Source organism: Rhizobium sp. LCM 4573, from assembly GCF_001854865.1.
Lineage (GTDB): Bacteria > Pseudomonadota > Alphaproteobacteria > Rhizobiales > Rhizobiaceae > Neorhizobium.
In genome coordinates this window covers 228,606-253,064 of sequence record NZ_MDDW01000003.1, presented here as the reverse complement: position 1 = coordinate 253,064, position 24,459 = coordinate 228,606, and the positions used below count along the sequence as shown (strand labels likewise).

The window sequence follows — 24,459 nt, the reverse complement described above, 5'->3', positions numbered from 1 at the left end:
ACGGCAGTGACCGTCCTGCTTCGAGGAGGAAGAAATTATGGACGTGAATATCGGAATGAAACTGCTGCGGCGGCTATCGACGGCTGCCGCCTTGCTGGTGCTGACGGCGGGTACCGCCCTTGCGCAGGACTACAAGGAAGCACCGATCCTTGCCCAGGAGGTCGCAGCCGGCAAGTTGCCGCAGGTGAGTGAACGGCTGCCGAAGGAGCCGCTGGTCGTCAAACCCTTCGAAAGCGTCGGGCAGTACGGCGGAACCTGGCGTCTGACCATGGCTTCGGCGAGCGATATTTCCTCGCTGGTCCGCACGATCGGCTACGAAAACTTCACCCGCTGGGAAACATGGCAGCCCGGGATGGAGCAGAAGGACATCGTTCCCGGCGTCGTCATGAACGTCGCCAAGTCGGTCGATATCAATGCCGATGGCACGGAATATACCTTCAAGCTACGCGAGGGCATGAAATGGTCGGACGGCCAGCCCTATACGGCCGCCGACGTGATGTTCTGGTACGAGGACGTGTACTCCAACACCGAGGTCATGCCGACAAAGCCGACCTGGTCCGTGCGTGGTGGCAAGCCGCTCGTCGTCGAGAAGATCGACGACTACACGGTGAGGTTCAAATTCGCCGCGCCGAACGGTCTGCTTCTGCAGGCGCTCGCAACGCCGGCGAACGATCCCGAACCGAACGTGCCGACGGCCTATCCGAAGCACTATCTCGAGAAGTTCCACGCCAAGTACAACCAGAATGCCGATGCAGAGGCGAAGTCCTCCGGTGGTCAGAACTGGGTGTCGAACTTCAACGCCAAGGCGGACGCCTGGCGCAACCCCGACCTACCGCGGCTCAATCCCTGGATCGTGTCCAGCGGCATCGGCCAGGGCAATGGCAGCCAGGTCGTGGCGAAGCGTAACCCCTATTATTTCAAGGTCGATACAGAGGGTAACCAGCTGCCCTACATGGATCAGTCGACGATCGACATCATCTCCGATCCGCAGGTGACGCTGCTCAAGGCGGCCAACGGCGACTTCGACATGGTCGACAGCTATATCGGTTTCGTCACCACGCCGGAGAACAAGGGAACCTTCTTCGATAACCAGGAGCGCGGCAACTACGATTTCTACGAGGTTCTGCCGAACCGCGCCAACCTGATGATCGTGTCGCTCAATCTGACGAACAAGAACCCGGTCAAGCGCGAGATCTTCGGCAACAGGGCTTTTCGTGAGGCCCTATCGTCAGCGATCAACCGCGATGAGATCATCGAGGTGGTCTGGCTCGGCCAGGGCTTGCCATACCAGACCGTTGAACGTCCCGAGTCACCTCTCTTCGACGAGGAAATGGCGACACAGTTTACCAAGTTCGATCCTGCCCTGGCCAACAAGATGCTCGATGAAGCCGGATTCGCCAAGAAGGACGGCAACGGCATCCGGCTCGGTCCGGACGGCAAGCCGATTCAGTTCACCATCGACATTTCCGTGCTGCGCCAGCCGTGGATCGATACCGCGGAGCTCATCAAGAAATACTGGCGCAATGTCGGCATCGACCTTCTGATCAACACGACCGACACGACGGCCCTTAACCAGCGTGTCGAATCCAATGATCACGATGCGGCGGTCTGGTCCGCCTCGGGCGGCGCCGATACGCTGTTCGATCCAAAATATTTCCTGCCGTCATCCTGGGCATCCTTCTACGCTACGGCCTGGGGCCAGTGGTATGCCAAGGACAGCAATGCCGAGGAGCCGCCGGAGGTCGTCAAGAAGCAGATGTCACTCTACGACGAGATCTTCGCCACCGTCGATGTCGGCAAGCGTCTCGAACTGATGAAGCAGGTGATGCAGATCGCCAAGGAACAGTTCTACACGATCGGCATCATGCAACCGACGACGGACTACGGCATCGTCAACAAGCAACTGCGCAACGTGCCGAAGACGCTGCTCGCCAGCACCGAATACACACATCCCGGCGCCGCAAATCCCGAGCAGTTCTATTTCGCGCCGAAGTAGGGCGCGAAGATTGGCCTCCGCTCCTGATAGCGCGGGGGCCATCGGCCTCAAGCCGGCATCAACTTCGGAGAGATTTATGGCAGCCTTCATCGCACGCCGCGTTCTGTATATGCTGGTTACCTTGTTTGCGATCTCGGTGATGACCTTCATCATCATCCAGCTCCCGCCGGGCGATTTCGTTACCTCGATGGTCGCCCAGCTCAATCTGCAGGGCACGACCGTTGATGCCGGCGCCATGGCCGTGATGCGCGAGCGCTACGGTCTCGACGACCCGATGTATGTGCAATACTGGAAGTGGATGAACGGCATCTTGCTACGCGGAGATTTCGGCTATTCGCTCGAATGGCRCCGCCCGGTCGCCGATCTCCTGTGGAATCGGCTCGGCCTCACCTTCGTGCTGGCGCTTTGCAGCCTGCTCTTCATCTGGGCCGTGTCGCTACCGATCGGCATCTACACGGCGGTACGCCGGAACACGGTAGGCGATTATGTCGCCACCTTCTTTGGTGTCATCGGCCTCGCAATTCCGAACTTTCTCTTCGCGCTTGTATTGATGTATATCGCCTTCCGCTATTTCGGCGCCGGCATAGGCGGACTTTTCTCGCCGGAATACGAGGCGGCGCCCTGGAGTTTGGCCAAGGTCGCCGATCTTCTGATGCACCTGATCATTCCGACCATCGTGCTCGGGCTTCATGGCACTGCGGCGCTGATCAGGCTCCTGCGCGCCAACCTGCTCGACGAGCTGAACAAGCCCTATGTCGTCACCGCTCGCGCCTATGGTCTTTCCGAACGCAGGCTGCTCCTGAAGTATCCCGTTCGCATAGCGCTCAATCCTTTCGTCTCGACGGTCGGCTGGGTGTTGCCGACGCTGGTCTCAGGTGCAACGATCACTGCGGTTGTGCTCAACCTGCCGATGACAGGTCCGCTCCTGCTGCAGGCTCTGATTTCGCAGGATATGTATCTCGCCGGCAGTTTCATCATGATGCTGAGCGCACTCACGGTGATTGGAACGCTTCTTTCGGACCTGTTGCTTGCCTGGCTCGACCCTCGCATCCGCTATACCTGAGGCAAGCTCAAATCTCGCCAATTTCTGTAATATCCTGGAAGCGGTATTTTGAGAGTGTCTAATCTAACCCTCCGTCCTCTAGGCTGTGAGCCCCCAACGAAGTCTATCGTTCGCACACTGTTAGGCGCAAAGACGTAGAGCCGAAATGGCTCCCCATGCGGCTTCGATCCTGCACCCTCAATCATTCCAATCTGAACCTCGAATAGTCCAGCGATACCGCCTCTCGGGCTTGGCTCAAGATCTTCTTATAATCTTCCCGAAATGGGGCAACCAACTGTGATTCCAGGGAAGTCAAAACACCCTGCAATACCGCCCACTCGCTTGGGTGATCAAAACTGTCATTACCGGGCGGGCTGTTATCGTCAGCAACCCAGCGAGACAGAAGCTCGAAAAGCACGATCGCTTCGGAGCTGGTTAGATCAACGGAGATTTCGGTAGGCTCTTCATAAGATTTGTCGTCCATGCGGTTTAGCCTTCATCGTCAAGTGTCTCCGATCATCTGTGGAATGATCACGCGCTGCTTCGCAAATACGCTAGCTTAGGATTGCGAGATATCTGCGGTAGCTGGAACACGGCCGCGTTCACGGTCCGTCGCGGAGGTACTGATCCTTTAGCTGCCAGTCGATAAAACATCAGCGGGCCGCCGGTTCAATCCGTTCGATTCAAAAGTCCAATCTAGCCCGCGAACTGATTCAGTCCAGCTTGAAACTCGGCAAGAGCCGCCTGCACGTGTCGTGCGAAGCTTTCCTCCCCTTCGTCGGCGCGCCAGTTCTGCAGCGCAACTTTCCAGATGGCTGCGCCAATTTCAGCTATCACCCGCGAAGGTGAAGGCTGCATGCCCCGCTGCTGTAATGCCAGATCGATTGCCGACGCTAGCATATGGAGCTTCATCAATTCCCGCTCATGCAAATCGCTATGCGTGGAGATCAGGAGCTGGCGAAGCTTCACGATCGGGCGATGGCTATCGATGAACGGAGCGACTGCCTCGAAGCTGCTGGCAACAACGGTCAGCGGATGTACGCCGGCAGGTGCTCTCGCGATTTCCCTTGTTATGGAGGCCTGATGYGCGCCGGCCCGCCAGAACAGTACTTCTCGCTTGTCCGCAAAGTAGCGGTAGAAAGTTCGCTCCGTTAATCCAGCTTTGGAGGCGATCTCCGGAACAGTCGTCTCGGCGTAACCCTGCTCGCCGAAAAGCTCGTACGCGGCAGTCTCGAAACGTTCGCGCGCATTCTCCGCTCTTTGCACCATTCAAGCACCTCTCTGTTTTGTGAACATAGGTCAATTGTCAGTTTCTGACAATGATGGTACGCATTGTCAGAGGCTGACAATGTTCTTGGTTGGTACGGAGGATGACATGGCCGACAAAACGCCCGACAATCCCGGCAGCATAGAGGTTACGCGGCGCTTGGTTCTTGCGGTTGGCGCCGGCACAGCCGCCGCGGGCATCCTGCCGGCAGTGCCGCAAGTTGAGGCGCAACAGACTGTCACACGCGTCGAGCCCGGCCAAACGGTTCAGGTCTCGGCGACGGTGAATGGGCAGCCAGTCACTCTTGAAATCGATTCGCGCGCTTCGCTCCTGGATCTGCTGCGCGAGCGGCTAGGTCTCACCGGAACGAAGAAAGGATGCGACCACGGACAATGCGGTGCCTGCACTGTTCACCTGGACGGCCGACCGGTTTCGTCCTGTCTTACCTTGGCAGCGAAGATCGAGGGGCGGGACATTACCACGATTGAGGGACTGGCTAGCGGTTCGGACCTTCACCCGATGCAGCAGGCATTCATCGACAACGACGCACTCCAATGTGGGTATTGCACGCCAGGTCAGATCATGTCCGCCGTCGCCTGCGTGACCGGCGGGCACGCAGGCGACCCGGATGCGATCCGCGAATTCATGAGCGGGAACATCTGTCGATGCGGCGCCTATGTCGGAATTCTCGCTGCCATCCAGCAGGCGGCCAAGGTCATGGAGGGCTGAGGGATGCAGGCGTTGAGCTATAGTGTCGTAACATCTGCGGAAGCTGCCGTCGCGCAATTTTCGGATGCCCGCGGGCCAGCCCGATATATCGCGGGTGGCACCAATCTTTATGATCTCATGAAGCTTGGGATCGAGCGCCCGACCCACTTGATCGATGTCAGCCGCATAGAGGGAATGGACGCGATCGAAACCGGCGGCGAGGTTCTACGTTTCGGTGGTCGCGCTTTGATGACCGACGTAGCCTATACGCCAATCGTCCAGGAGCAATATCCCGTCCTTTCCGAAAGTCTGCTCAAGGCGGCGTCGCAGCAGCTACGAAACATGGCCACGGTGGGAGGCAATCTTCTGCAGCGCACTCGCTGCATGTACTTTCGCAACGGCGCGGGATCTTCCTCGGTGGTCGGTGTCTATCCTTGCAATAAGCGTGAGCCTGGCTCCGGTTGCTCTGCCATCGGGGGGCTCGATCGTGGTCAAGCCGTACTTGGCACGAGCGAGGCTTGCACTGCGGTGGCGCCAGGTGATTGGCCAGTAGCGCTGATGGCGATGGATGCGACGATCGAGTTGCTTGGTCCTCAAGGGCCTCGCACCGTTCCCATTGCCGAATTTTACCGTCTGCCCGGTGACGCGCCCGACCGTGAATTCAACCTTCATCCCGGCGAGCTGGTGACGGCGATTACTGTTCCCAAAACGCCTGCGGGTCTTAAATCGACCTATCGTAAGATCCGTGATCGCGAGAGCTATGCCTTCGCGCTGRCCTCTGCTGCGGTGGCCCTTGAAATGGATGGTGCTACGGTCCGCGTCGCCCGGATCGCTCTTGGCGGCGTCGCGACAACCCCGTGGCGTTCACCCGCGGCCGAGGCCCTTGTCATCGGCTCGTTACTGACACCTGAGCGTGCACTTGAAGCTGGGAGGGCGGCGTTCGCCGATGCGCGCAGCGGTCAGCATAACRCATTCAAGATCGACCTCGGTGCGAGAGTCATCGCCGACGCGCTGACCATCGCCGCTGGAAGGAGAGCCTGATGCCGACCCAAGCCTTTTCGGAAATTGCCCGCGTCGACGCCAGGGATAAGGTTCTCGGTCGAGCGCAATATGGAGCCGACGTGAAGCTGGCGGGGATGCTTTATGCAATGCTGGTGCCGGCGACCATCGCCAAAGGCAAGGTCAGCGCGCTCGACATCGCGCCGGCGACCGGAGTGCCTGGTGTGGTGAAGGTTCTGGCCCTGGGAGATTTCCCAACCCTTCGTGCAGAGATTTCCTACCGAGGTCAGCCGATCGCAATGGTGGTCGCGGAGACGATCGAAGCGGCAATTGAAGGCGCCGAGGCAGTGAAGGCCGTCTATGAGACCGCATCGTACATTCCATTGATGACGAGTCCAGGTGCGCAACGCATCGAGGCTGAGGGCTTCAATTCAGGCGACGTGGATGCGGCATTCGAAAACGCAGCTCATATCACCGAGGGCATTTTTGAAACACCAACCCAGCATCACAACCCAATGGAGCTATTCGGCACGGTTGCGGAATGGACCGACGGACGGCTGACCGTATACGAAGGATGTCAGAACCTTGACGCCGTCAAGGGCGCGCTCATGAGGGCATTCGAGCTCTCGTCGGACCGCATCGTGGTCAAATCAGAACAGGTTGGCGGTGGGTTCGGGCAAAAATCGCCTCCGAAGATCCAGACTCCCTTGGTCGCGCAGGCGGCACGCTTGACACGTCGTCCGGTGAAGCTGGTAACGCCTCGCGGGCAGCTCTTCCATATAGCCAACTACCGGCCACGCAGCGTCCATAACATCCGGCTTGCTGCCAGTGCGCAGGGGCGACTGCAGGCCATCGATTACGATGTGGTGCAAGAAAACATCCCGGACGGAGGGTTCCGTTCGACCGGCTACCATGAAGATATCGCGCGCCTGTATGCGATCGAGAATTTTCGGGCGACCGCAGGCGACATTCACATCGACCGCCAGATGCCGCGCCACACGCGAGGCACACATCCCTTTCCGGCAGGCTTTGCGCTGGAGAGTGTGATCGATGAAATGGCCTACAAGCTTGGTAAGGACCCAGTACAGCTCCGGCTGGACCACGAAGCCAAAAACGACATTGTCGCCGGCCAACCGCTATCGCCACATTTTCTGAACGACTGCCTGAGAGAAGGTGCCAGCCGTTTCGGTTGGAACAGGCGCCTTCCCGAACCGGGCTCCATGYGACTGGCCGGTGGGACATTGGTCGGACTCGGTGTCGCATGCGGCATCTTCGGCGCGTCGATGTCTGCAAGCGAGGCGACACTCACGGTTCGTGCTGACGGCTCGACACGCATTATCAGCTCCGGCCATGAGATGGGCCAGGGAATATTGACAGCGATCGCCAACGTCATCGTCCAGGGACTGGACATTAATCCTGACCGCCTGGAAATACGGCTCGGAGACACAACATTGGGTCCGCAGCTCGCCACTGTGGGGGAGCGCGGGACGGCTAGCTGCGTGCCCGTGGCAGCAAAGGCAGTGGAAGCGCTTCGCACCAGATTCGCAGAGCTCGCCGGATCTCATCCGCCAGCTGGTAATTTGCACCAACAGCTGGCGCGGCTGAAGCGGCCGTATATCGAGGTGAAGGTTGCGGAGCTGGCGCCAGGTCAAGACGTATCCGTCATCGATGCCTATCGTACGGGCGGCCGAGCGGGGGCCGGACCTGATTACCCCGGCTTCACATCGATGAGTTACATCGCGCARTTCGTGGAGGTCCATATCGAGCCGACAACCCGGCGAATTCGCATGCCGCGCGCCGTCAGCATTGCCGACGTTGGAAGGGTTGTGAGCCCGAGGACGGCAAAGGGGCAGATGTACGGCGGTATTGTCTGGGGGTTCAGCACGGCGCTTCGGGAAGAGTCGGAGGTCGACCCGCGCTTTGCCGGCTACCTCAATGATGATCTGGCCGACTACGTGATGGCAGTGAACGCGGATATCGGCGAGGTAGATGTAGGGCTGATCGACAAGCCTGATTCCAGGATCAACTCGGTTGGCGTGAAGGGGATGGGTGAACTGGTAATGCTCGGAACCGCCCCGGCGATTGCCAATGCGATCTATCACGCGACAGGCAAACGCATCCGAAAGCTCCCCATACGCATAGACGACGTGCTCTGAGACAGGATGAGCCGTTAGGCACTTACTTTCACCCTAGTAGCAACCGACTTAAACTCTCTGGAGATGAACATGGCCGCTTGGCAAATTCCCTATATCCGAAACTTCGCTCCCCATCTTCTGAGCGTCTTGCGCATCGTCGCGGCTGGGTCGTTCTTCACTCATGGCACCATGAAGCTGTTTGGCTGGCCTGCACCCTTTGAGTATCCTCTCAACACGTTGCTTTACACAGCTGGAATCCTTGAAGTTGTTGGCGGCCTCCTGTTGGTGGTTGGTCTCTTTGCACGCCCGATTGCTTTCCTGCTTTCAGGGCTGATGGCTTTCGCATATTTCATCGCACACGGCTCGGACGGTTTCTTCCCGGTACTCAACCACGGCGAAGCCGCGATGCTGTATTGCTTCCTGTTTCTCTACATTTCCGCAGCCGGGCCTGGTGTCTGGAGCCTGGATGCGCTCCAAGGACGTGGAGATGGAGCAACTCAACCCGCATAGTCGGTGAGTGGCAATGCAAATGAGCCCACGGCGCATCAGGACGGAGCTGGCAAGACCCCCTTTGGTACAGGCCAGGCAGGCAGCCGAAGGCGCTCCAGCGCTTGCGGTTAACACCATAATGCAGTCCGGGCGTTCGAGGCGCCGGCCGATCCCGCGACAGGTGAGGTATTCGAACGACTGGACATGCCGCCCGGACTCGTCGTTTCGGGACTGGGATCCGACGGCGGCGATCGCTTTTCTGCGGCGATGGAAGCGGCGGATAGCGAGAGCCATTTCCAAGCTGGCGCGCGGTTCAGTGCCTAGCGGGCTTTCAGATTGTCGGAATGTCCCGTCTCCAAGCGGCGCCATTGAGAGATGGGCCGGCCGTCGCATCGAAACGGATGATTGGATTCGCCCCAATGCTGTGGCCAGCCGGCTGGCGAGTTTTCCCAATCCTCCTGCCGCCCATAGACGGTCAGGTCTAGCAGACGGTAGCTGTTATCCATCGCCTCTACACCGCGGCGGGTGGTCCAGTAGGTCTCGAATACGTCGACCCCGCGCCTCAAGTAGCAAACGAGGTACATCAATCCGATGCGGCGGCCGACGAGCAGCGTATCGAGTGAGCCTTGGGCCGAGTACCAAGGCATCTTCCAGCCCATGAACTCTCGGTATCGGGCGCTCTCCTCATAAGACCCCTGGCTGAAGGTGGCGTAAGTGGCGTCGCGGGAATGTATATGGGAGAGTTCGTGCACCTGCGTCGTGAAGAAGGTGCAACCCTCGCATTGCTCGGGTGCCGGTTGGCCTTCGAACCACATGTAATAATAGGCGATGAGCATCTGGCGCCCCTCGAAAGCGTCCAGCAGCGTCACCGGTCCACCTTCGCCTATCAGTGGAGTGGCGCCATCGACCTTCACCATTGGGAGCTGCCGGCGGGCAGCCGCGATTGCGTCACCCTCTCTGGTATGTGCCTTCTCACGAATGCGCAATGCGCCCAACTTGGCCTGAAACGTCGCTCGATCGACGACCTCGGGTGCTGCAGAGTTTACCTTGTCGTCAGACATGATCGTCTCCTATTGTTTGATGGATGGCGTTCGAGCTAGTGTGCCGGGCGTTGTCCCTGCGTTCACTCGGCAGGGGTCACGCCGAAGCAGGCATCTGCGAAACCGCATCGGGAGCCCGTTGCGTGCCGATCAGGATGGCTGCAAGCAGAGCACAGGTGACGGTCACATAGAGCGGCGCGCTCGTCCCAAAGCTGTCGACAGCGATCCCGCCGACGATGGCACCCAGGGTGATGCCGAACTGAATGACGGCCAGAAAGAGCCCACCCACACCCTCGAGCTGATCGGGCGCGGCCCGACCCATCCACGTCTGGGTCATCACCGGTCCCGCACCTATGGCAATGCCCCAGGCGGCGGCGAAGGCAAAAACTGCGACGTAGCTGGTGCTAAGGGCCAACAGGCCTATCGTGGCGATCCCCAGCACCAGGAACGTGGTGGCAAAACCGTCGCGAAGCACGCGGTCGGCGAACACGCCGGCGATTGCGCTTCCGAATAGACTGGCGAGGCCGAGAACCATTAGGACGGGAGCGATCGAAGTTGCATCGAGCCCGCCTTTGGTTTCCAGATAGGGCCGCATGAAGGTGAAGCCGCACACTTCTCCACCGAAGAACAGAAGACCGACGACCAACCCCACCCGCACGTGCCGCCGCTTCAGTAAGCCGAACAGGCTCGAAAGGCTGGTTGCACTCGTCGCCGGCACGCTCGGCAAGCAGATGGTCTGTAGCAGCAAGGCGAGCAAACCGGCCCCGGCTGCGGCCATGAACGCCGCTCGCCAGCCGAACGCTTCCCCGATGAGGGTACTCGCCGCTGGCGCGACGACCAGGCCTGCGGAAAGGCCCATGAATACGATCGACATGCCCTTGCCCATATCTTCTATGGTCACGAGGCGGACTACGGTCGCGCCAGCGAGGGCAAAAAACCCGCCAATGGCCACGCCCAGGAGCATGCGGGCGACCAGCAGCACAAAATAGTCGGATGTGAAGGTGACTGCGGTGTTGGATGCGATCACCAGGGTGCAGAGAGCCAGATTGATCAGCTTGCGGTCCAAGCGGCCGATGACAAGTGCCACAGTGGGGGCTGCGATGCCGGCAAATAGTGCCGTGAGGGTCACCGCCTGACCGGCGGCGCCTTCGGTAACGCCTAGATCAGCGGCCATAGGTGTAAGTACTGCCATGGGCAGCAATTCACTGCTGATCAGAGCAAAGCTTCCGAAAGTGAGCGAAACGACTGACAGCCACGTCGATACTGGCCAGGTGCTGCTCTTGGGGATCGCTTCAGACATCTTGTCCTCCTTGTTCGATTGTCGCCGTTCGTGGCAGCTGCACAAGGCTAACGCCGGCACGACATCGAGCGAGAGTGACAAATGTGTCGGAATTTAACGGGCCAGGGGCGGGCCGCCGTCCCTAATCGCGCTTCCCCCAGATAAGGTAGAGTTTGCCCAGGCGATTGTGCGCGCTCACTTCGGAAATTCGGCACTCTCAACTTTTTAAACACAAGCTGCCCATGTGACCGTCGGGTTGCGCTTCCTAGCTGGGGCCGCGAGCGGATTGCCGCATAAATGATCTGTTTGCAGATCAAGAACATAATTGATGATCCTTATTCATCTCTCTTGATGTCGTTAGCAAGAAAAGATACGTTAATGCATCATTTTGTTAAATAAAGATATGCGTAGGTATCATATGCGGGCGAGATCGGATGCATTGATGGAAATCGGTCGTCTCTTGAAAACGACGCGGAAGGGCCTTTCTCTCACTCAAGAACAGGTCGCGGACATGGCTGGCATAACGCGTCCCCGGTATCGCGACATCGAAGCCGGGAGCAGCGCTGCCCGCACGACAACCCTGATTAATATTGCGCGGGCGCTCAGGCTCGAACTGATGCTCATCCCGCAGGCCATGGTCCCGGCGGTCGATGCTCTGCTGCAACCGCACGATGGCGACGACGATCTTCCTGCCTTCGTCGCCAGCCCTGATGGCGGCGCAAATGCCTGAGCAGTATCTTGATCCGAAATCCATYTCGTCGCTTGAGGTCCTATTGAACGACCTGAAGATCGGCACGATTGTYAGAACGCCCGGCGACTTCAATGCATTCAGCTTCGAAGACAGCTATCGCGCGACGGGTGGCTTTCCTGTGCTGAGCTTGTCCTTCCGCGCGGCCACCGGAGGTTTGCGCAAAGACCCCAAGCCTGTTGCCGGAGCCTTACCGGCGTTTTTTGCCAATCTTCTTCCGGAGGACAAGCTGCGCGAAGCGATGGAGAAGCACCATGCCGATAGCGTTCGCGCTGGGAATGATTTCGATCTACTCATCGCGCTCGGGTCGGATCTGCCGGGTGCTGTCCGCATCGTGTCAAATGGAGGGGCCGTTTCTCGTCTCGACGATCCGTCGCACCTCAAACCGAAAGCCCGGTTTTCGCTCGCCGGCGTGCAGATGAAGCTTTCTGTTATCAAGAATACAGGAAAGGGTGGCGGCCTTACACTGCCATTGGGAGATGAGCAGGGCTCCTATATTGCCAAGTTTCCGTCGACATCTTTTCCTGGTGTCTCGGAAAACGAATATGCCAATCTTGCTCTAGCGGAAGCGATCGGCATGGACGTGCCGGAACGCGAACTTGTCGAACAATCTGAGTTCGAGGGCATTCCTGAGGAGTTCGAGACGCTGTCGGATGGAAAAGTCCTGCTCGTCAAACGCTTCGATCGCGGCGCTGGCGGCGAGCGTATCCATATCGAGGATTTCGCTCAGGTGTTCGGCATCTATCCTTCACGCAAGTACGAAGGYGCAGCCTATCACGATATTGCCGCTGCTCTCGGCATCGCCGTATCGTCCGCGGCCCCGATTGAATTCGTCCGCCGCCTGACTTTGGCGGCCATCACCGGCAATGGGGACATGCACCTGAAGAACTGGTCGCTGATCTATCACGGCGAAGGGGACAAGCCAGCACTCGCGCCTGTCTATGATGCACTCTCGACCATTCCCTATATCCCGGCAGATGCCATGGCGCTGTCGCTCGCCGGCGAGCGCTCCTTCAAGGCAATGAACGCGCAGCGATGGAAAGCCTTCGCCAATCGTGCGCGTCTGCCGGAAGCTGCCGTTCTCAAAGCAGTGATCGAAACAGTCGAGCGCGTGAACCAGATCTGGTGGTCGTTGCYAGAGCGCGAGGTCGTTCCAGCAAAGGTGCTCGCCCGGATCGACACGCATATAAAGACGATGACTCCGATCCTCGGCACGTGCGCGGGCTAGTTTCTCGCCATGTCGTAGTCTGGAAGTGGACGGCATACCTCTATGCTTATCCTTTCACGATCAGGAAAAAGGAAGGTATCGAGCAGCCCGCGGTCTTGGCCATCTCGTTCGCAGCTAAAGACGCTGACGCGGCGGAAGCGAAGTAATCAGCGGTCCCCGTCCATTTCCGCAAGCTTGCGAACTCGTCGCCGGRAGTCCTCGTCGGTCGAGAACTCCGCCGCGAGATACGCCGTGACCAGGTCTTTTGCCAGCCAGGCGCCGACAATCTGGGCGCCGATGCACATGACGTTAACATCGTCATGCTCCACCGATTGATGCGCCGAGTGCACGTCGTGGCAGACCGCGGCTCGAATCCCTTTGATCTTGTTGGCAGCTATCGACGCACCGACGCCGGTGCCGCACACCAGCAGACCACGCTCGGCTGCGCCGGCCGTGATCGCGGACGTGACGTTTTTCGCGACGTCAGGGAAATCGACCGGGTTGGGATCATAGGAGCCGACATCGGTGACCTCGTGTCCGAGGGATTTGATGTGGTCGATGATCGTGGATTTGAGCGGAAAGCCGGCGTGATCGGAGCCGATGACAATGCGCATTTTATTCCTCCAGGGTTACTGAGCAATGAGACGGGGCAGCCACAGCGTGAAATCCTTCGCAAGGGTCAGGATAGCAAGTGTGGCAAGGAGCGGGACGTAAAAGGGTAGTAGGGCACGCAGCAGTGCCCGAACCGATACCTTGGCGATGTCGGACACGAGAAACAGCGACAACCCCATTGGCGGGGTCAGAAGACCCATCATCAGATTGAAGATCGTGACGATGCCGAGTTGCACCGGGTCGACCCCGGCCAACACGAGCGGTGGCGCGATGATCGGCACGAGCAGCAGGGTTGCGGTCGTGGAGTCCAGGAACATGCCGGCAACAAAGAAGATAAGGTTGGCGATGACCAACAGCATCAGCGGGTCTTTGGAAAGGCCCAGCAGGACCGATGCGAAGCTCTGCGGAACCTGCTCCACCGCCAATATCCAGCCGAAGAGGGCGGCCRCCGCCACGATGATGAGGATTGCGCTGGAGCTTCGGGCTGTCAGAACCGCGGAGTTCCAAAGATGCGCAACGGTCAGCTCGCGGTAGAATGCGCCGCTGATGAATATGACGTAGACAGCCGTGATCGCAGCCGCCTCCGTCGGCGTGAAGGCGCCGGCGGTCATGCCGCCGACCATGAGTACCGGTGCGATGATCGCCGGCAAAGCAGGCAGGAGAGTCTCGACGATTTCACGCCCTGTCGGCCAGCGTTCCGCGCGTGGATGGCGGTGCCGCATGGCAACGATCAGGACGGTCAGCATTAGCAGGATCGTACATACGATAGCGGGCATGATGCCGGCGACCAGCAATTGCACGATCGATACGCTCGTCACCGAGCCATAGACGATCAGCGGGATGGAAGGCGGGAAGATCGGCCCAAGCGTTGCGGAGGCCGCCGTTACTGCGCCGGCGAAGGCGGGATTGAAGCCTCGCTTCTTCATCGCGTCGATTTCGATGCGCCCAAGTCCGCCGATATCCGCCAGCGCGGCCCCTGACATCCCGGAGAAGATCAGGCTTCCGAAGACGTTCACCTGCGCCAAACCGCCGGGAACACGACCGACGAACGTGTAGGCAAAGCGAAAAATGCGATCGGTAATCCCGGAAAGATTCATCAGGTTGCCGACGAAGATGAAGAGCGGGACGGCAACGAGAGGAAACGAATCCAGGGCGTAGGTAATGCGCTGGGCGAGCAATCCGAGGGGCAGTCCTTCGATCAGCACATAGGCGATCGACGGCAGCAGAATAGCATAGACGACCGGGAAGCCGAGAATGAACAAGCTGAGGAAAGCGATAACCACAAGGAATCCCATGATCGCCCCTCACACCGCAATGTTTGTGTCCGCCTGCGGCGGTTTGCGCAGATGGATGAGGTGAACCAGGACGGCACCGGCGAAGCCAAAAGCCGTCGCGCCTAGGAACAGCCAGAAGGGAATGCCGAGCGTTGGCGTGGCATTCGCCAGATTTTTGGAAATGTTGGAGACCGTGACCCAAGCGAGGAACCCCGTGATGGCGATTGCACTGACGGATATGCTGACATTGATGATCCGTCGCAGGCGAATGGGAAGCGCGGCCTTGATTTCGCCCATGACAATATTCTCTCCCTTCAAAACCACGAGGGGATAGGAGCAGAAGACCAGGCAGATCAGCAGGAATCGGGTCAGTTCCTCAGCGCCTATGAAGGGTAGCGTGAAGACGCCACGCATGACGACCTGAGCGGTCGGTACGAGAACCAATCCGGCAGTCAGCAGGGCGACGACGGCGGTCAGGACGCGTTCGGCTAGACGCATCGGGCAAACTCCATGAAAAGTGGCAAGGCGAATTTGAGGGGCAACGCACGGCCACCCCTCGATGCGGATCTACTTGACGGCTTCGATCTGGCCGAGCAGCTGTTCGAAGTTTGGAAAGTCCTGCTTTATCTGAGCGCTCACTTTTTCACGGAAAGCGGCCACGTCCAGACCGTCTGCTTCCGTGATGACGGTCATTCCGCGGCCTTTCAGATCTTCGGCGAGCTTGGCCTCGGACTCCGTCGCCATCTGAAGCGACTTGTCAGCCTCTTCATCCAGCACCTTGGTGATTGAGGCGCGCTGCTCGTCGGTTAAGCCCTGCCAGACCTCCTCGTTCACGAACACCGCAAGGACCGCGCGCATGTGCCCGGTCATGGCCAGGTGCGACTGGACTTCGTTGAGATTGTTCGACGCGATCATCGTCAGTGGATTCTCCTGCCCGACGACGACGCCGGTCATCAGGGCTGTCGGGAGTTCCGCGACCTCGACCGGCGTCGGTATGGCGCCAAACCCCTTGACCATCGAAACCCAGAGCTCCAGCGGTACGGCGCGGAACGGCTTGCCGGCCAGATCCGCCGGAGTCTTCACCGGAAAGTTAGATGAAATATGCCGATCACCGCGGTAGATGCGGCCGATGATGCGCACGCCCTGCGCCACGAGCTTCTCATTGATGGCCTGGAGCGCGGGCGACGATTCAGGATCGGTGGCGGCAAGCGCGTGAGCTCCGTCACGATAGATGAACGGCGCGTTGAAGACGGYGACTTCCGGAACAAGTTTGCCGAGGGATGCGAAGTCGTGATGGCCCATGGAGATCGAGCCCATGCGAACGCCATCGACCATTTCCGCGACGCCGCCAAGCTGGCTTGCAGGATAGACGGTGACGGTCACCTCGCCATTGGTGGCCGAATTGATACCTTCGGCAGCCTGTGCCGCAAAGACTGTCTGGATGTCGCCCTCCGCTCCGACATGAGCATACCGAAGTTCGGCAGCGCTCAAGGGATTGACGGCGAGCGAAGCACTTATGGCAAGGGCCACGGTCATGCCCCTGATAGAGATATTCAGCATTTTCTTCTCCTCCCTTGTAATTGAGCAGGCCTGCGTCACTCCTCCTTCGGCAGGTCTTTCTTTGTGAATGCGGCGATGTAGCTCTTTCGCCRAAGCTCATCGCCAATGGCGAAGTGTTGTCGAAGCTTGCCTTCCGCCTGGTCCGGGTCTCGAGCGAGAACGGAGAGGTACACCTCCCGGTGAGCCTCCACGAGGTAGTCCAGGATCCCGGCCGTTTCGCTCGTCTCCAGACGCCGTTGGACGTGGCTGCGCTTCAACAGTGTGGCGATCGACTGGTAGATGGTGACGAGGGCAGGGCTGCGACTGGCTTCGACCAATGCCATATGGAAGGCGAAATCGGCAGCGCCCCCTTCTTCCACATCATGGATCGTATCCATGAGCCGTGTGAGGAGGGAGCCGATCCTCGACAAATCGCCGTCCGTCGCCCGCACGCACGCCAGACGGATCGCCTGACACTCGATGGCGACACGAGCCTGCATGATATCGTCCATCATGTCGGGCTGCTGGGCGAGACAGAAGGTTAGGAAGTCTCCGATAACGGCCATGTCGGCTTTGCGGACATAGGCGCCCTTGCCATGACGGATGTCGAGAAAGCCTAGGTTTGCGAGCGATCGTAGAGCCTCTCGAAGGACTGGCCTCGAAACTCCCAGTGCCAGCGCCAGCTCACGCTCGCCAAGAAGGCGATCGCCCTCACGTAGAGTACCGGAGAGAAGCTGCTCGCGAAAGAAGGCGAGCACCTTCTCCGTGCCGGCGAGGTCTGTAGGTGCGTCTACGACAAGTGAGTTCACGTTCAAAGTGGCCTCCAGTGGTATTACCACTCAATCACCACCTGAAACCACTGTCAACTCGTTCCCGTCGAACTGGAGGAAGAAACTGGGTGACAGGGGTTCCGTCTCCCCATCTACCTCGTGCCGTGCCCCCCGCATGGAGATGGTTGCCCCGAACGATCTGACGCCTCGGCGTCGTGCCGTTGGGCCCCAAGCTAATTCAAATGCAGAAAATGTCATGACAATGTCTGGCGACGTGTGGTAGAGTGAACCATAGAGGTGAACACATGGCCACACGCAGCACCCGCACCGAAAAACTTGACCTCCGCCTGACTCCGGAGGCAAAGCGCACGCTTGCCGCCGCCGCGCAGGCCGAGCATCGCTCACTGACCGATTTCGTGCTCGAAAGCGCGCTTGGCCGTGCCGAAGAGGCATTGGCCAACCGGCGCGTATTCCAGCTTGCCCCAGAACAATGGGAAGCGTTCGTCGCAGCTCTCGACGAGCCGCCGCGCGACCTGCCGCGGCTTCGCAAGCTGCTGAATGAACCCAGCATCTTTTCCGGCAGCGGGTCCGCGTGACACTGTTTCGTGTCGAAAAACTCCATCGCCGTCATAGCGTCGATGTGTTCGATTGCGGCGAAGAACCTCTCAACCGGTTTCTTGCGCGTTTTGCGCTTCCAAACCAACAGGCTAACGCCTCCCAAACCTATGTGGGGCTGGCCGATGATGCCGTGATCGGTTTTTACACGCTGGTCGTTGGGGAGGTCGGCTATGGCGATGCGCCGGAGCGACTGACTAAGGGGCTTGCCCGCCACCCGGTGCCGGTCATGCTGCTCGCCCGCCTTGGCGTCAGTGTCGATTGGCAGGGTAAGGGTATCGGTGCGGGCTTATTGCGGGACGCCGTTTTGCGCACATTGCAAGCCGCCGATATTGCCGGTATCCGGGCGATTGCCGCTCACGCCAAGAACGAAGCAGCGCGTGCCTTCTACCAGCGATTTGATTTTGGGGAATCGCCCACCGATCCGTTGCATCTCTTCGCCCTCATCAAGGATCTGAAAAGTCTTTGACTGGCACGATTGGGTCATTATGGGCTGCGATCACAGATTTTACGCCGAGAGCCAGGATTTAAAGGCTCTTACAATTACTTAAGGAGCGCTTTCTTCGTTATCGAAGATAAACCTCCGCAGTCCCTTCGTGTTCAAGGGACAACTCGACGAATATGTCAGCCAAGCCCTGGACCACAGTTCTTACCTAATCACAGGAGCTACCGCTCCCGTTCAAATTGCCGATCCTCGACTGGGAATGCAATTGGCCTCAGCCGCAGATTTACCCGCCCCGTCTATAATACGCGACAGCACCATGACCAGATACAGGGAGCGGTTATCCGCCCCCTGTTGGCGCGAGTTGATCAGGCCTTGGCAAAAGCCAGCAGATCTGCGTTGATCAGCTCGGGATGTGTGGCAAAAGGTGCATGCGAGAGCCCAGGATAGGTCTTCAGCGTGCCATTCTTCAGCAGCTTGATCGCCTTGTGAGCCGAATTCTCGATCGGAACAATCTGGTCGTCTTCGCCATGCATCAGCAGGACCGGGATGGAGAGGGCCTTCAGGTCCTTGGTGAAATCAGTTTCCGAAAAGGCCTTGATACTGTCGTACTGCGCCTTGGCACCGCCCATCATGCCCTGCCGCCACCAATTCTGGATCTGGCCCTGACTGACATTGGCGCCTTCACGATTGAACCCGAAGAACGGGCCGGACGGGACGTCCAGGAAAAACTGCGCACGATTGGCAATCAACGCGGCACGGAAGCCGTCGAACACCTCGAGCGGAATGCCATCCGGATTGTTTGCGGACCTGGCCATCACGGGCGGCACCGCGCCGATCAATACGGCCTTGGCGATGCGACCCTTTTCGGCCCGTGCCGCGTAACGGGCCACTTCGCCACCACCCGTAGAATGGCCGATATGGATCGCATTCTTCAGGTCCAAGGCGCGGGCCAGCTCGACCACGTCATTGGCGTAGGTGTCCATCTCGTTGCCCGTGTCGGTCTGATCGGAACGTCCATGTCCGCGACGGTCGTGGGCGATAACCCGATAACCCTGTTCGAGGAAGTAGAGCATCTGATTGTCCCAGTCGTCGCTGGACAACGGCCAGCCATGGTGGAACACGATGGGCTGGGCGTCGCGAGGGCCCCAATCCTTGTAGAAGATATTGGTGTCGTCCTGGGTCTTGATGGTAGCCATGATAAGCTCTCCTTGGGTTTGAGCAGTGGGTATGCGTTGCACGACAAGAAGGGCAGTTGCAGCAGTTCCCATATTGGCGGTGTGGGTCGGGTGTGTTGCGCTGCCTCTCTGTTCGATGTTGACAAGATAGGCGCTGTATTTCAGGGCCGGGATTGGCAGAAATGACAATAGTCGGGGCAAAATAGACAATGGCAAAAACAACGAAGCTGGTGGCCGACATCGGTCTGCTGATCTATCCGGGATGTCAGTTGGCGGCGATCTATGGATTGACCGACCTCTTCCGGATCGCGGGGGAGTGGTCGGGGGACGACCCGCGCGCCATCCGTGTCTCGCACTGGAAGGCGGACGACGATCATGTCACCTGCATATGGGACAGCCATCCAGGAGCAAACCACAGGCTCACTCATGTCATTGCGCCGCCGAGTATCATCATGCCCGAGCACATGCCCCCCGCACCTCGCGCAGCGTCATGGCTCCTTGATCAGCATTCCGCAGGTGCGACCCTGTGTTCAGTATGCGCGGGAGCTTTCGTCCTGGCGGAAACCGGGCTGATGGATGGTCGCCGCGCCACAACGCACTGGGCCTTTGCGCAGCAACTCGCCGCGCGTTTTCCCAAGGTGCAGCTGGCCGACGAGCACATGGTCATCGACGAGGGCGACATCATGACCGCCGGTGGAATTCTTGCCTGGGCAGATCTCGGCCTCACTTTGGTCGATCGCTTGCTCRGGCCGGCCACGATGCTGGCAACCGCACGCTTTCTACTGACCGAGCCGCCCCGTAACAGCCAGCGTCCGTTTGCCCAGTTTCTACCGCGCCTCGACCATAACGACGATGCGATCCGGAAATGCCAGCACTACATCCATTCGCATGCCACCACGATGCAAGGCGTGGCCGACCTTCCGACCGCAGCCGGGATGACGGGCCGCACCTTCCTGCGCCGGTTCAGTGCGGCGACCGGGTTTACGCCCGTCGAATACCTGCAGCAGGTCCGCATCGGCAAGGCGCGCGAGGCGCTCGAGAGGACCTTGACCCCGGTGGACCGTATTGCCTGGGAGGTGGGTTATTCCGACCCGGCCGCATTCCGCAGGATCTTTCAGAAGCTGACGGGGCTGCCACCGGCAGCGTATCGCCAGCAGTTCGGGATCACGGGCAGATAGACCTGCACCTTAGACAAGGCTTGCGGCGATGCTCTGGAGCGACGCAACAATTCGGTGGCTATGCGGTGCGGTCGGGAAGGCCGCATCTGCCATCTATATGCGACTTTGAGCGCGGGCGAGGTTACCTGCGCTCGTGCTGAGACGGTTACGAGCAGGCGCTGCCCTTCTGACCGATCGGCGAGGCTGCGATCCCACAAAGAAGGAGTGGCCAGGCTGAAAGCCGCCCCGATATACCCCCCTGAAAGATGGTCTGCATCCCAAGTCGCCGTGACGGGGCTGATGTTTTGAGGGACGCCACACAGGAAAGCGCGTGTATGCTGGCATCATTCGATGATTTCCGGTGACCACTCTGTGACGGTGGAATGGCGTATGACGAGTTCGCCGCTTATTGGATTCCGGCTGGGCGGCAAAGAAGGCGTCTCCAGCTGCTGGGTGACCAAGCTCACGGTCTTTTCCACAATAGCATCAATGGGCTGCCGGAAGGTGGTAAGCGAGTAGTGCGGCCATCGTGCCAACGCCACGTCGTCAAAACCGGCGACAGCGACATCCTCCGGTACACGCAATCCGGCGTTTTCCCTCAGCGCGTCCATGCCGCCCGCTGCAAGAATGTCATTGGCGAAGAATATCGCATCCGTCTTCTCTCCGCGTGCGATTTCAAGCGCTGCCCGATGACCCGCCTCGTAGCTGTACTCCCCGGCGGCGACGCAGTGGATGAGCCGCATCCCAAGTTCCGCCACCCGTGTCACGAAGGCGTTTTGCCGTTCGAGATTGGTTGAGGTATGGGGCAGGCCAGCGACATAAGATACCCGGTGCCGGCCAAGTGCATGGAAGTGATCGGCAATGGCGCGAGCGCCCTCGACGTTGTCGCAGCTGACGGAGGTGAGGGGGAGATCGGGAATGGTGCGGTTGACAAGGACGGCGGCCCGTCCATCGGTTGCCCATTGTACTGAAGCGCCGGACAGTACCGTAGCTGAGATGATGATAACCGCATCCACATTGTACTGCCGCAGTGCGACGAGTTGCTCTTCGATATTGGAGCCGCGAGTGATGTTGAACATCAAGCTTTGGAGCCTGACCCGCTGCAGTCCGCGCGAGAGTTTTTCGATCAGCGTCGGATAGAACGGATTCTGCATCTCGGAAACGACGATGCCGGCGATATTGCTGCGTCGGGTTGAGAGCATGGACGCAATCGCATTCGGTTGGTAGTCGAGTTCGCCGGCTGCCTTGAGGATCCGTTGCCGAAGCTCGGGAGAAATCGAGCTTCCTGGCGTGAAGGCCCGTGATACCGCAGACTGGCTCACACCCATCAGCCGGGCGAGTTCACGCGCCGTTAGCGGCTTGCCCCGAGGCGAGGCTGTATTGTCATCGGCGTTGTTCATCATCACTCCCTGTCGTGTTCTTGCCGCACGACCTGCAGCAGCATGAGCGGTATATCGCACAAACATGCATCCGTATGCAAATCGTCGCTTGCATACGGATGCAATGTTCCCTAACCTTGGTTCACGAGGCGGGAAGGGAGCCGGTCTTGGTCTTGCGTATGCTTGCCTTTGGGAGGAGCTATGAGGGGCGCTTTCAGCCATCTGCGGGTGGTCGACTACTCCGATACGTTGGCGGGGCAGTACTGTGCCCGGCTGTTTGCGGATTATGGTGCAGCGGTGATGCTGGTGGAGGGGCCGGAAGGTTCGCCAATCCGGCATTCTGCGCCATTTTCGCAAAACGGGGACTCGCTGCCATTCTTCCACTTCAATTCCGGAAAGAGCTCCTATGTGCTCGATCGCGGCGATCCGGGAGCAAGCGGCCGGCTGGATCGGATCCTTGCCGCGGCGGACGTAATTGTCGTTCCTCCGGATGAGAATGCGGACGAAATAAATCAGAGCAATCCCAATGCAATCGTCRTGCAGCCGAGCAGTTTTGGTGGCGACGGCCCGCGCGCGGATTGGCAGGGGCCGGAAATTGTCCTTCAGGCCTTGTCGGGGATGATGCACAACAATGGCGCTGCAGATCGGGAGCCGCTGTTTGGGACCGGAAACCGCGCCGGGGTGGCGAGCGGCATCGGCGCCTATATCGGCGCCTTGGTGGCCCTATATGTCCGTGAGGAGACCGGGCGTGGTCAGGTCGTCCACATCGATGCGGCCGAGACGGCCGCATCGATGTGTTTCCCCTATGTGATGCAGTATATCTACAATGGCACGACCAGGCAGCGGACAGAACAGGCGGTGCAGGCGGGGCAGGTCCTGTGCCGTGACGGCTGGGTTTGCATCTGGATCTATAATTTCCGGTGGCACGCTCTGCTGGAAGCGCTTGGCCTGCTGGAACTGGAAAACGACGAGCGCTTTGCCGATCCCGCCAACCGCCGCGCCAACTGGGATGCGCTGTTTTCTGTCTTCCAATCGAAGGTGGCTGAAATGGCGGCCGAGGATCTCGTGGAAACCCTCCAGAAGGCGCAAGTCATCGCAGCCAAGGCATACCGACCGTCCGAGCTGATCAGGAGCCGCCATCTCGTCGAGCGAGGGTACTGGGAAACACTGGACGGTCGCACCATTCTCGGGGCACCATTCCGTTTGTCGGCGACGCCGCGCCGGGTACGTGGGCTGGCCCCGGGCCTCGGTGATGCAAATGCCCGTTACGAAGACAGCGCTCACTTGCCTTCGAAAAAAGCGCCGCTGCCCGCTTCGGTTCGCAAGGACCGTCCCTTGGAAGGCCTGCGCGTCATTGAGCTGACCACCGCATGGGCTGGCCCGATGGCCGGGCGCGTGCTTGCCTATTTTGGCGCCGAGTCGATTCATGTGGAAGCGCCGAACAGGGTCAATTCCTGGCGCCTCAACAAGGATGAACCCAACCCGATCAACTTCCCTGCACGGCAGCCAGGTGAGCGCTGGTACGACCGGTCGTTCCTGTTTAACTCTCAAAATGTCAACAAGCTCAGCTGTATTCTCAATCTGAAGACTGAAGAGGGCCGGGCAACACTACGTCGGTTGGTGTCGGTCGCGGATGTGTTGATCTGCAATTTTCGACCTGGCACCCTTAAGAAGCTCGGTCTCGACTACGACGCTCTAAAAGCGATAAAGCCGGACATCATCGTCGCCGAACTGCCGGCCTTTGGTACAAAGGGGCCGATGTCCGGCTATGCGGCCCTCGGCCCGACAATGGAAATGGCAGCGGGCATGTCGGCGATGATCGGCTATCCGGGTGGCCAGCCGGAAGTGACCGGTCCGTCCTATCTGGATCCAATCGGCGGGTTCAACGCTGCTGCAGCAATCCTGACGGCGCTCATCCACCGTCAGAGGAGCGGCGAGGGCCAGTACGTGGAGGTTCCGCAAGTCGAAGCCGCGATGCACCTGATCGGCCCCGAAATCCTGCTTTCCAGTGAAACGGGGCAGGATCCGGTACCGAATGGTAATCGCGTCGGTTTTGCCAGCCCACATGATGCTTTCCCCGCCCGGGGCGAAGACCAGTGGATCGTCATCGCGGCGCTTGACGAGGGCCAATGGCAGGGCCTTTGCCGGATCATGGGTCGGCCGGAGCTCTCGGCGGACCCGCGTTTTTCTTGCCTGGCGCGGCGGCGCGCCAATGAAGATCAACTCACCCGGCTCATTGCTGCCTGGACGGCGGGCGAAGACAAGCATGAACTGGCTGCGCGGCTGCAGGCTGCCGGGGTGGCGGCGGCGCCGGTGCAAACGCCCCGGGATCTGGCGGAAGATCCATATCTCGCCTATCGCGGTTTCTTTACGGAACTCCAGCACCCCGACGCGGGGTGGCACAAACATCCCGGCCTGCCGATCCATCTCAGCGACACTCCGGGGGCGCAGCTGGCGTCGGCCCCGCCTTTCGGCTGGCATAACCGGCACGTACTCGAGCGCATCATCAAACTTACGCCGGATCAGATCGATGCCATCGAGAGAAGTGACGCCATGGCGACCGAGCCATTACAGGGAGCGTAA

At 59.5% G+C, this 24,459-nt stretch carries 23 protein-coding genes; 12 read left to right on the top strand and 11 right to left on the bottom strand.

The genetic code is table 11. The annotated features are described in order from the left end of the window. Positions 1-37 precede the first annotated feature (37 nt). Entirely contained in the window at positions 38-1,996 is a 1,959-nt protein-coding gene (locus LCM4573_RS08025; RefSeq protein ID WP_083347351.1) for an ABC transporter substrate-binding protein, read from the top strand. Between the two features lie 76 nt (positions 1,997-2,072). Beyond that, positions 2,073-3,059, top strand: coding sequence for an ABC transporter permease (locus LCM4573_RS08020; RefSeq protein WP_071005738.1), 987 nt, complete (start codon positions 2,073-2,075; stop codon positions 3,057-3,059). 181 nt (positions 3,060-3,240) lie between these two features. Here the strand turns inward: LCM4573_RS08020 and LCM4573_RS08015 are convergent, their stop codons facing one another. Together LCM4573_RS08015 and LCM4573_RS08010 are read right to left on the bottom strand one after the other, a co-directional pair. Further along, the gene (locus tag LCM4573_RS08015) at positions 3,241-3,522 is read right to left on the bottom strand and encodes a hypothetical protein (RefSeq protein WP_071005737.1); all 282 of its coding nucleotides are present in this window, start codon (positions 3,520-3,522) and stop codon (positions 3,241-3,243) included. Positions 3,523-3,734: 212 nt separating this feature from the next. Further along, positions 3,735-4,307, bottom strand: a complete 573-nt coding sequence (locus tag LCM4573_RS08010) for a TetR/AcrR family transcriptional regulator (protein ID WP_071005736.1) — start codon at positions 4,305-4,307, stop codon at positions 3,735-3,737. Between the two features lie 106 nt (positions 4,308-4,413). On the opposite strand from LCM4573_RS08010, the gene LCM4573_RS08005 reads away from it, so the two are divergent. The 4 genes from LCM4573_RS08005 (at position 4,414) to LCM4573_RS07990 (ending at position 8,657) form a co-directional block, all read left to right on the top strand. Continuing rightward, complete coding sequence (locus LCM4573_RS08005) at positions 4,414-5,034, top strand: (2Fe-2S)-binding protein (RefSeq protein WP_071005735.1); 621 nt, start codon at positions 4,414-4,416, stop codon at positions 5,032-5,034. A 3-nt stretch (positions 5,035-5,037) separates the two neighbouring features. After that, entirely contained in the window at positions 5,038-6,054 is a 1,017-nt protein-coding gene (locus tag LCM4573_RS08000; protein WP_071005734.1) for a xanthine dehydrogenase family protein subunit M, read from the top strand. Next, positions 6,054-8,168 carry a xanthine dehydrogenase family protein molybdopterin-binding subunit gene (locus LCM4573_RS07995; RefSeq protein WP_071005733.1) on the top strand — a complete coding sequence of 705 codons (2,115 nt, stop codon included), beginning with the start codon at positions 6,054-6,056 and terminating at the stop codon, positions 8,166-8,168. The genes LCM4573_RS08000 and LCM4573_RS07995 overlap by 1 nt, the downstream gene beginning before the upstream one ends. 69 nt (positions 8,169-8,237) lie before the next feature. Next, complete coding sequence (locus LCM4573_RS07990; protein ID WP_071005732.1) at positions 8,238-8,657, top strand: DoxX family protein; 420 nt, start codon at positions 8,238-8,240, stop codon at positions 8,655-8,657. Positions 8,658-8,956: 299 nt separating this feature from the next. Here the strand turns inward: LCM4573_RS07990 and LCM4573_RS07985 are convergent, their stop codons facing one another. Both LCM4573_RS07985 and LCM4573_RS07980 read right to left on the bottom strand, forming a co-directional pair. Beyond that, positions 8,957-9,697 carry a DUF899 family protein gene (locus tag LCM4573_RS07985; protein WP_071005731.1) on the bottom strand — a complete coding sequence of 247 codons (741 nt, stop codon included), beginning with the start codon at positions 9,695-9,697 and terminating at the stop codon, positions 8,957-8,959. A 76-nt stretch (positions 9,698-9,773) separates the two neighbouring features. Then, positions 9,774-10,976, bottom strand: a complete 1,203-nt coding sequence (locus tag LCM4573_RS07980; protein ID WP_071005730.1) for an MFS transporter — start codon at positions 10,974-10,976, stop codon at positions 9,774-9,776. A 421-nt stretch (positions 10,977-11,397) separates the two neighbouring features. Between LCM4573_RS07980 and LCM4573_RS07975 the strand changes: the two genes are divergently transcribed. Further along, on the top strand, positions 11,398-11,685 hold the full coding sequence (locus tag LCM4573_RS07975; protein WP_407071715.1) for a helix-turn-helix transcriptional regulator: 288 nt from the start codon (positions 11,398-11,400) through the stop codon (positions 11,683-11,685). Then, positions 11,678-12,931: a type II toxin-antitoxin system HipA family toxin gene (locus LCM4573_RS07970; protein WP_071005728.1), complete on the top strand. Its 1,254-nt coding sequence runs from the start codon at positions 11,678-11,680 to the stop codon at positions 12,929-12,931. Before LCM4573_RS07975 ends, LCM4573_RS07970 begins: the two co-directional genes overlap by 8 nt. Before the next feature lie 146 nt (positions 12,932-13,077). Here LCM4573_RS07970 and rpiB read toward each other — a convergent pair whose 3' ends face one another. From rpiB to LCM4573_RS07945, 5 genes are all read right to left on the bottom strand, one after another. Next, entirely contained in the window at positions 13,078-13,524 is a 447-nt protein-coding gene (gene rpiB / locus LCM4573_RS07965) for a ribose 5-phosphate isomerase B (protein ID WP_071005727.1), read from the bottom strand. Positions 13,525-13,539: 15 nt separating this feature from the next. Continuing rightward, positions 13,540-14,817: a TRAP transporter large permease gene (locus tag LCM4573_RS07960; protein WP_071005726.1), complete on the bottom strand. Its 1,278-nt coding sequence runs from the start codon at positions 14,815-14,817 to the stop codon at positions 13,540-13,542. 9 nt (positions 14,818-14,826) lie between these two features. Continuing rightward, positions 14,827-15,294 carry a TRAP transporter small permease gene (locus LCM4573_RS07955; protein ID WP_071005725.1) on the bottom strand — a complete coding sequence of 156 codons (468 nt, stop codon included), beginning with the start codon at positions 15,292-15,294 and terminating at the stop codon, positions 14,827-14,829. Positions 15,295-15,363: 69 nt separating this feature from the next. Then, complete coding sequence (locus tag LCM4573_RS07950) at positions 15,364-16,332, bottom strand: TRAP transporter substrate-binding protein (protein ID WP_338012579.1); 969 nt, start codon at positions 16,330-16,332, stop codon at positions 15,364-15,366. Between the two features lie 59 nt (positions 16,333-16,391). After that, positions 16,392-17,144, bottom strand: a complete 753-nt coding sequence (locus LCM4573_RS07945; RefSeq protein WP_071005930.1) for a FadR/GntR family transcriptional regulator — start codon at positions 17,142-17,144, stop codon at positions 16,392-16,394. A 266-nt stretch (positions 17,145-17,410) separates the two neighbouring features. Between LCM4573_RS07945 and LCM4573_RS07940 the strand changes: the two genes are divergently transcribed. Further along, positions 17,411-17,701, top strand: a complete 291-nt coding sequence (locus tag LCM4573_RS07940; RefSeq protein WP_071005723.1) for a DUF1778 domain-containing protein — start codon at positions 17,411-17,413, stop codon at positions 17,699-17,701. Continuing rightward, a complete protein-coding gene (locus LCM4573_RS07935; protein ID WP_071005722.1) occupies positions 17,698-18,189 on the top strand; it encodes a GNAT family N-acetyltransferase in 492 nt (163 codons plus the stop codon). Before LCM4573_RS07940 ends, LCM4573_RS07935 begins: the two co-directional genes overlap by 4 nt. 341 nt (positions 18,190-18,530) lie before the next feature. Here LCM4573_RS07935 and LCM4573_RS07930 read toward each other — a convergent pair whose 3' ends face one another. Next, complete coding sequence (locus LCM4573_RS07930; protein ID WP_071005721.1) at positions 18,531-19,361, bottom strand: alpha/beta fold hydrolase; 831 nt, start codon at positions 19,359-19,361, stop codon at positions 18,531-18,533. Positions 19,362-19,549: 188 nt separating this feature from the next. Here LCM4573_RS07930 and LCM4573_RS07925 point away from each other — a divergent pair, with 188 nt between their 5' ends. After that, on the top strand, positions 19,550-20,518 hold the full coding sequence (locus tag LCM4573_RS07925) for a GlxA family transcriptional regulator (RefSeq protein WP_071005720.1): 969 nt from the start codon (positions 19,550-19,552) through the stop codon (positions 20,516-20,518). A gap of 323 nt (positions 20,519-20,841) precedes the next feature. Here LCM4573_RS07925 and LCM4573_RS27905 read toward each other — a convergent pair whose 3' ends face one another. After that, positions 20,842-21,897 (bottom strand): LacI family DNA-binding transcriptional regulator, encoded by a 1,056-nt coding sequence (locus LCM4573_RS27905; protein ID WP_071005929.1) that lies wholly within the window; start codon positions 21,895-21,897, stop codon positions 20,842-20,844. Positions 21,898-22,077: 180 nt separating this feature from the next. Here LCM4573_RS27905 and LCM4573_RS07915 point away from each other — a divergent pair, with 180 nt between their 5' ends. Further along, positions 22,078-24,459 (top strand): CoA transferase, encoded by a 2,382-nt coding sequence (locus LCM4573_RS07915; protein ID WP_071005719.1) that lies wholly within the window; start codon positions 22,078-22,080, stop codon positions 24,457-24,459.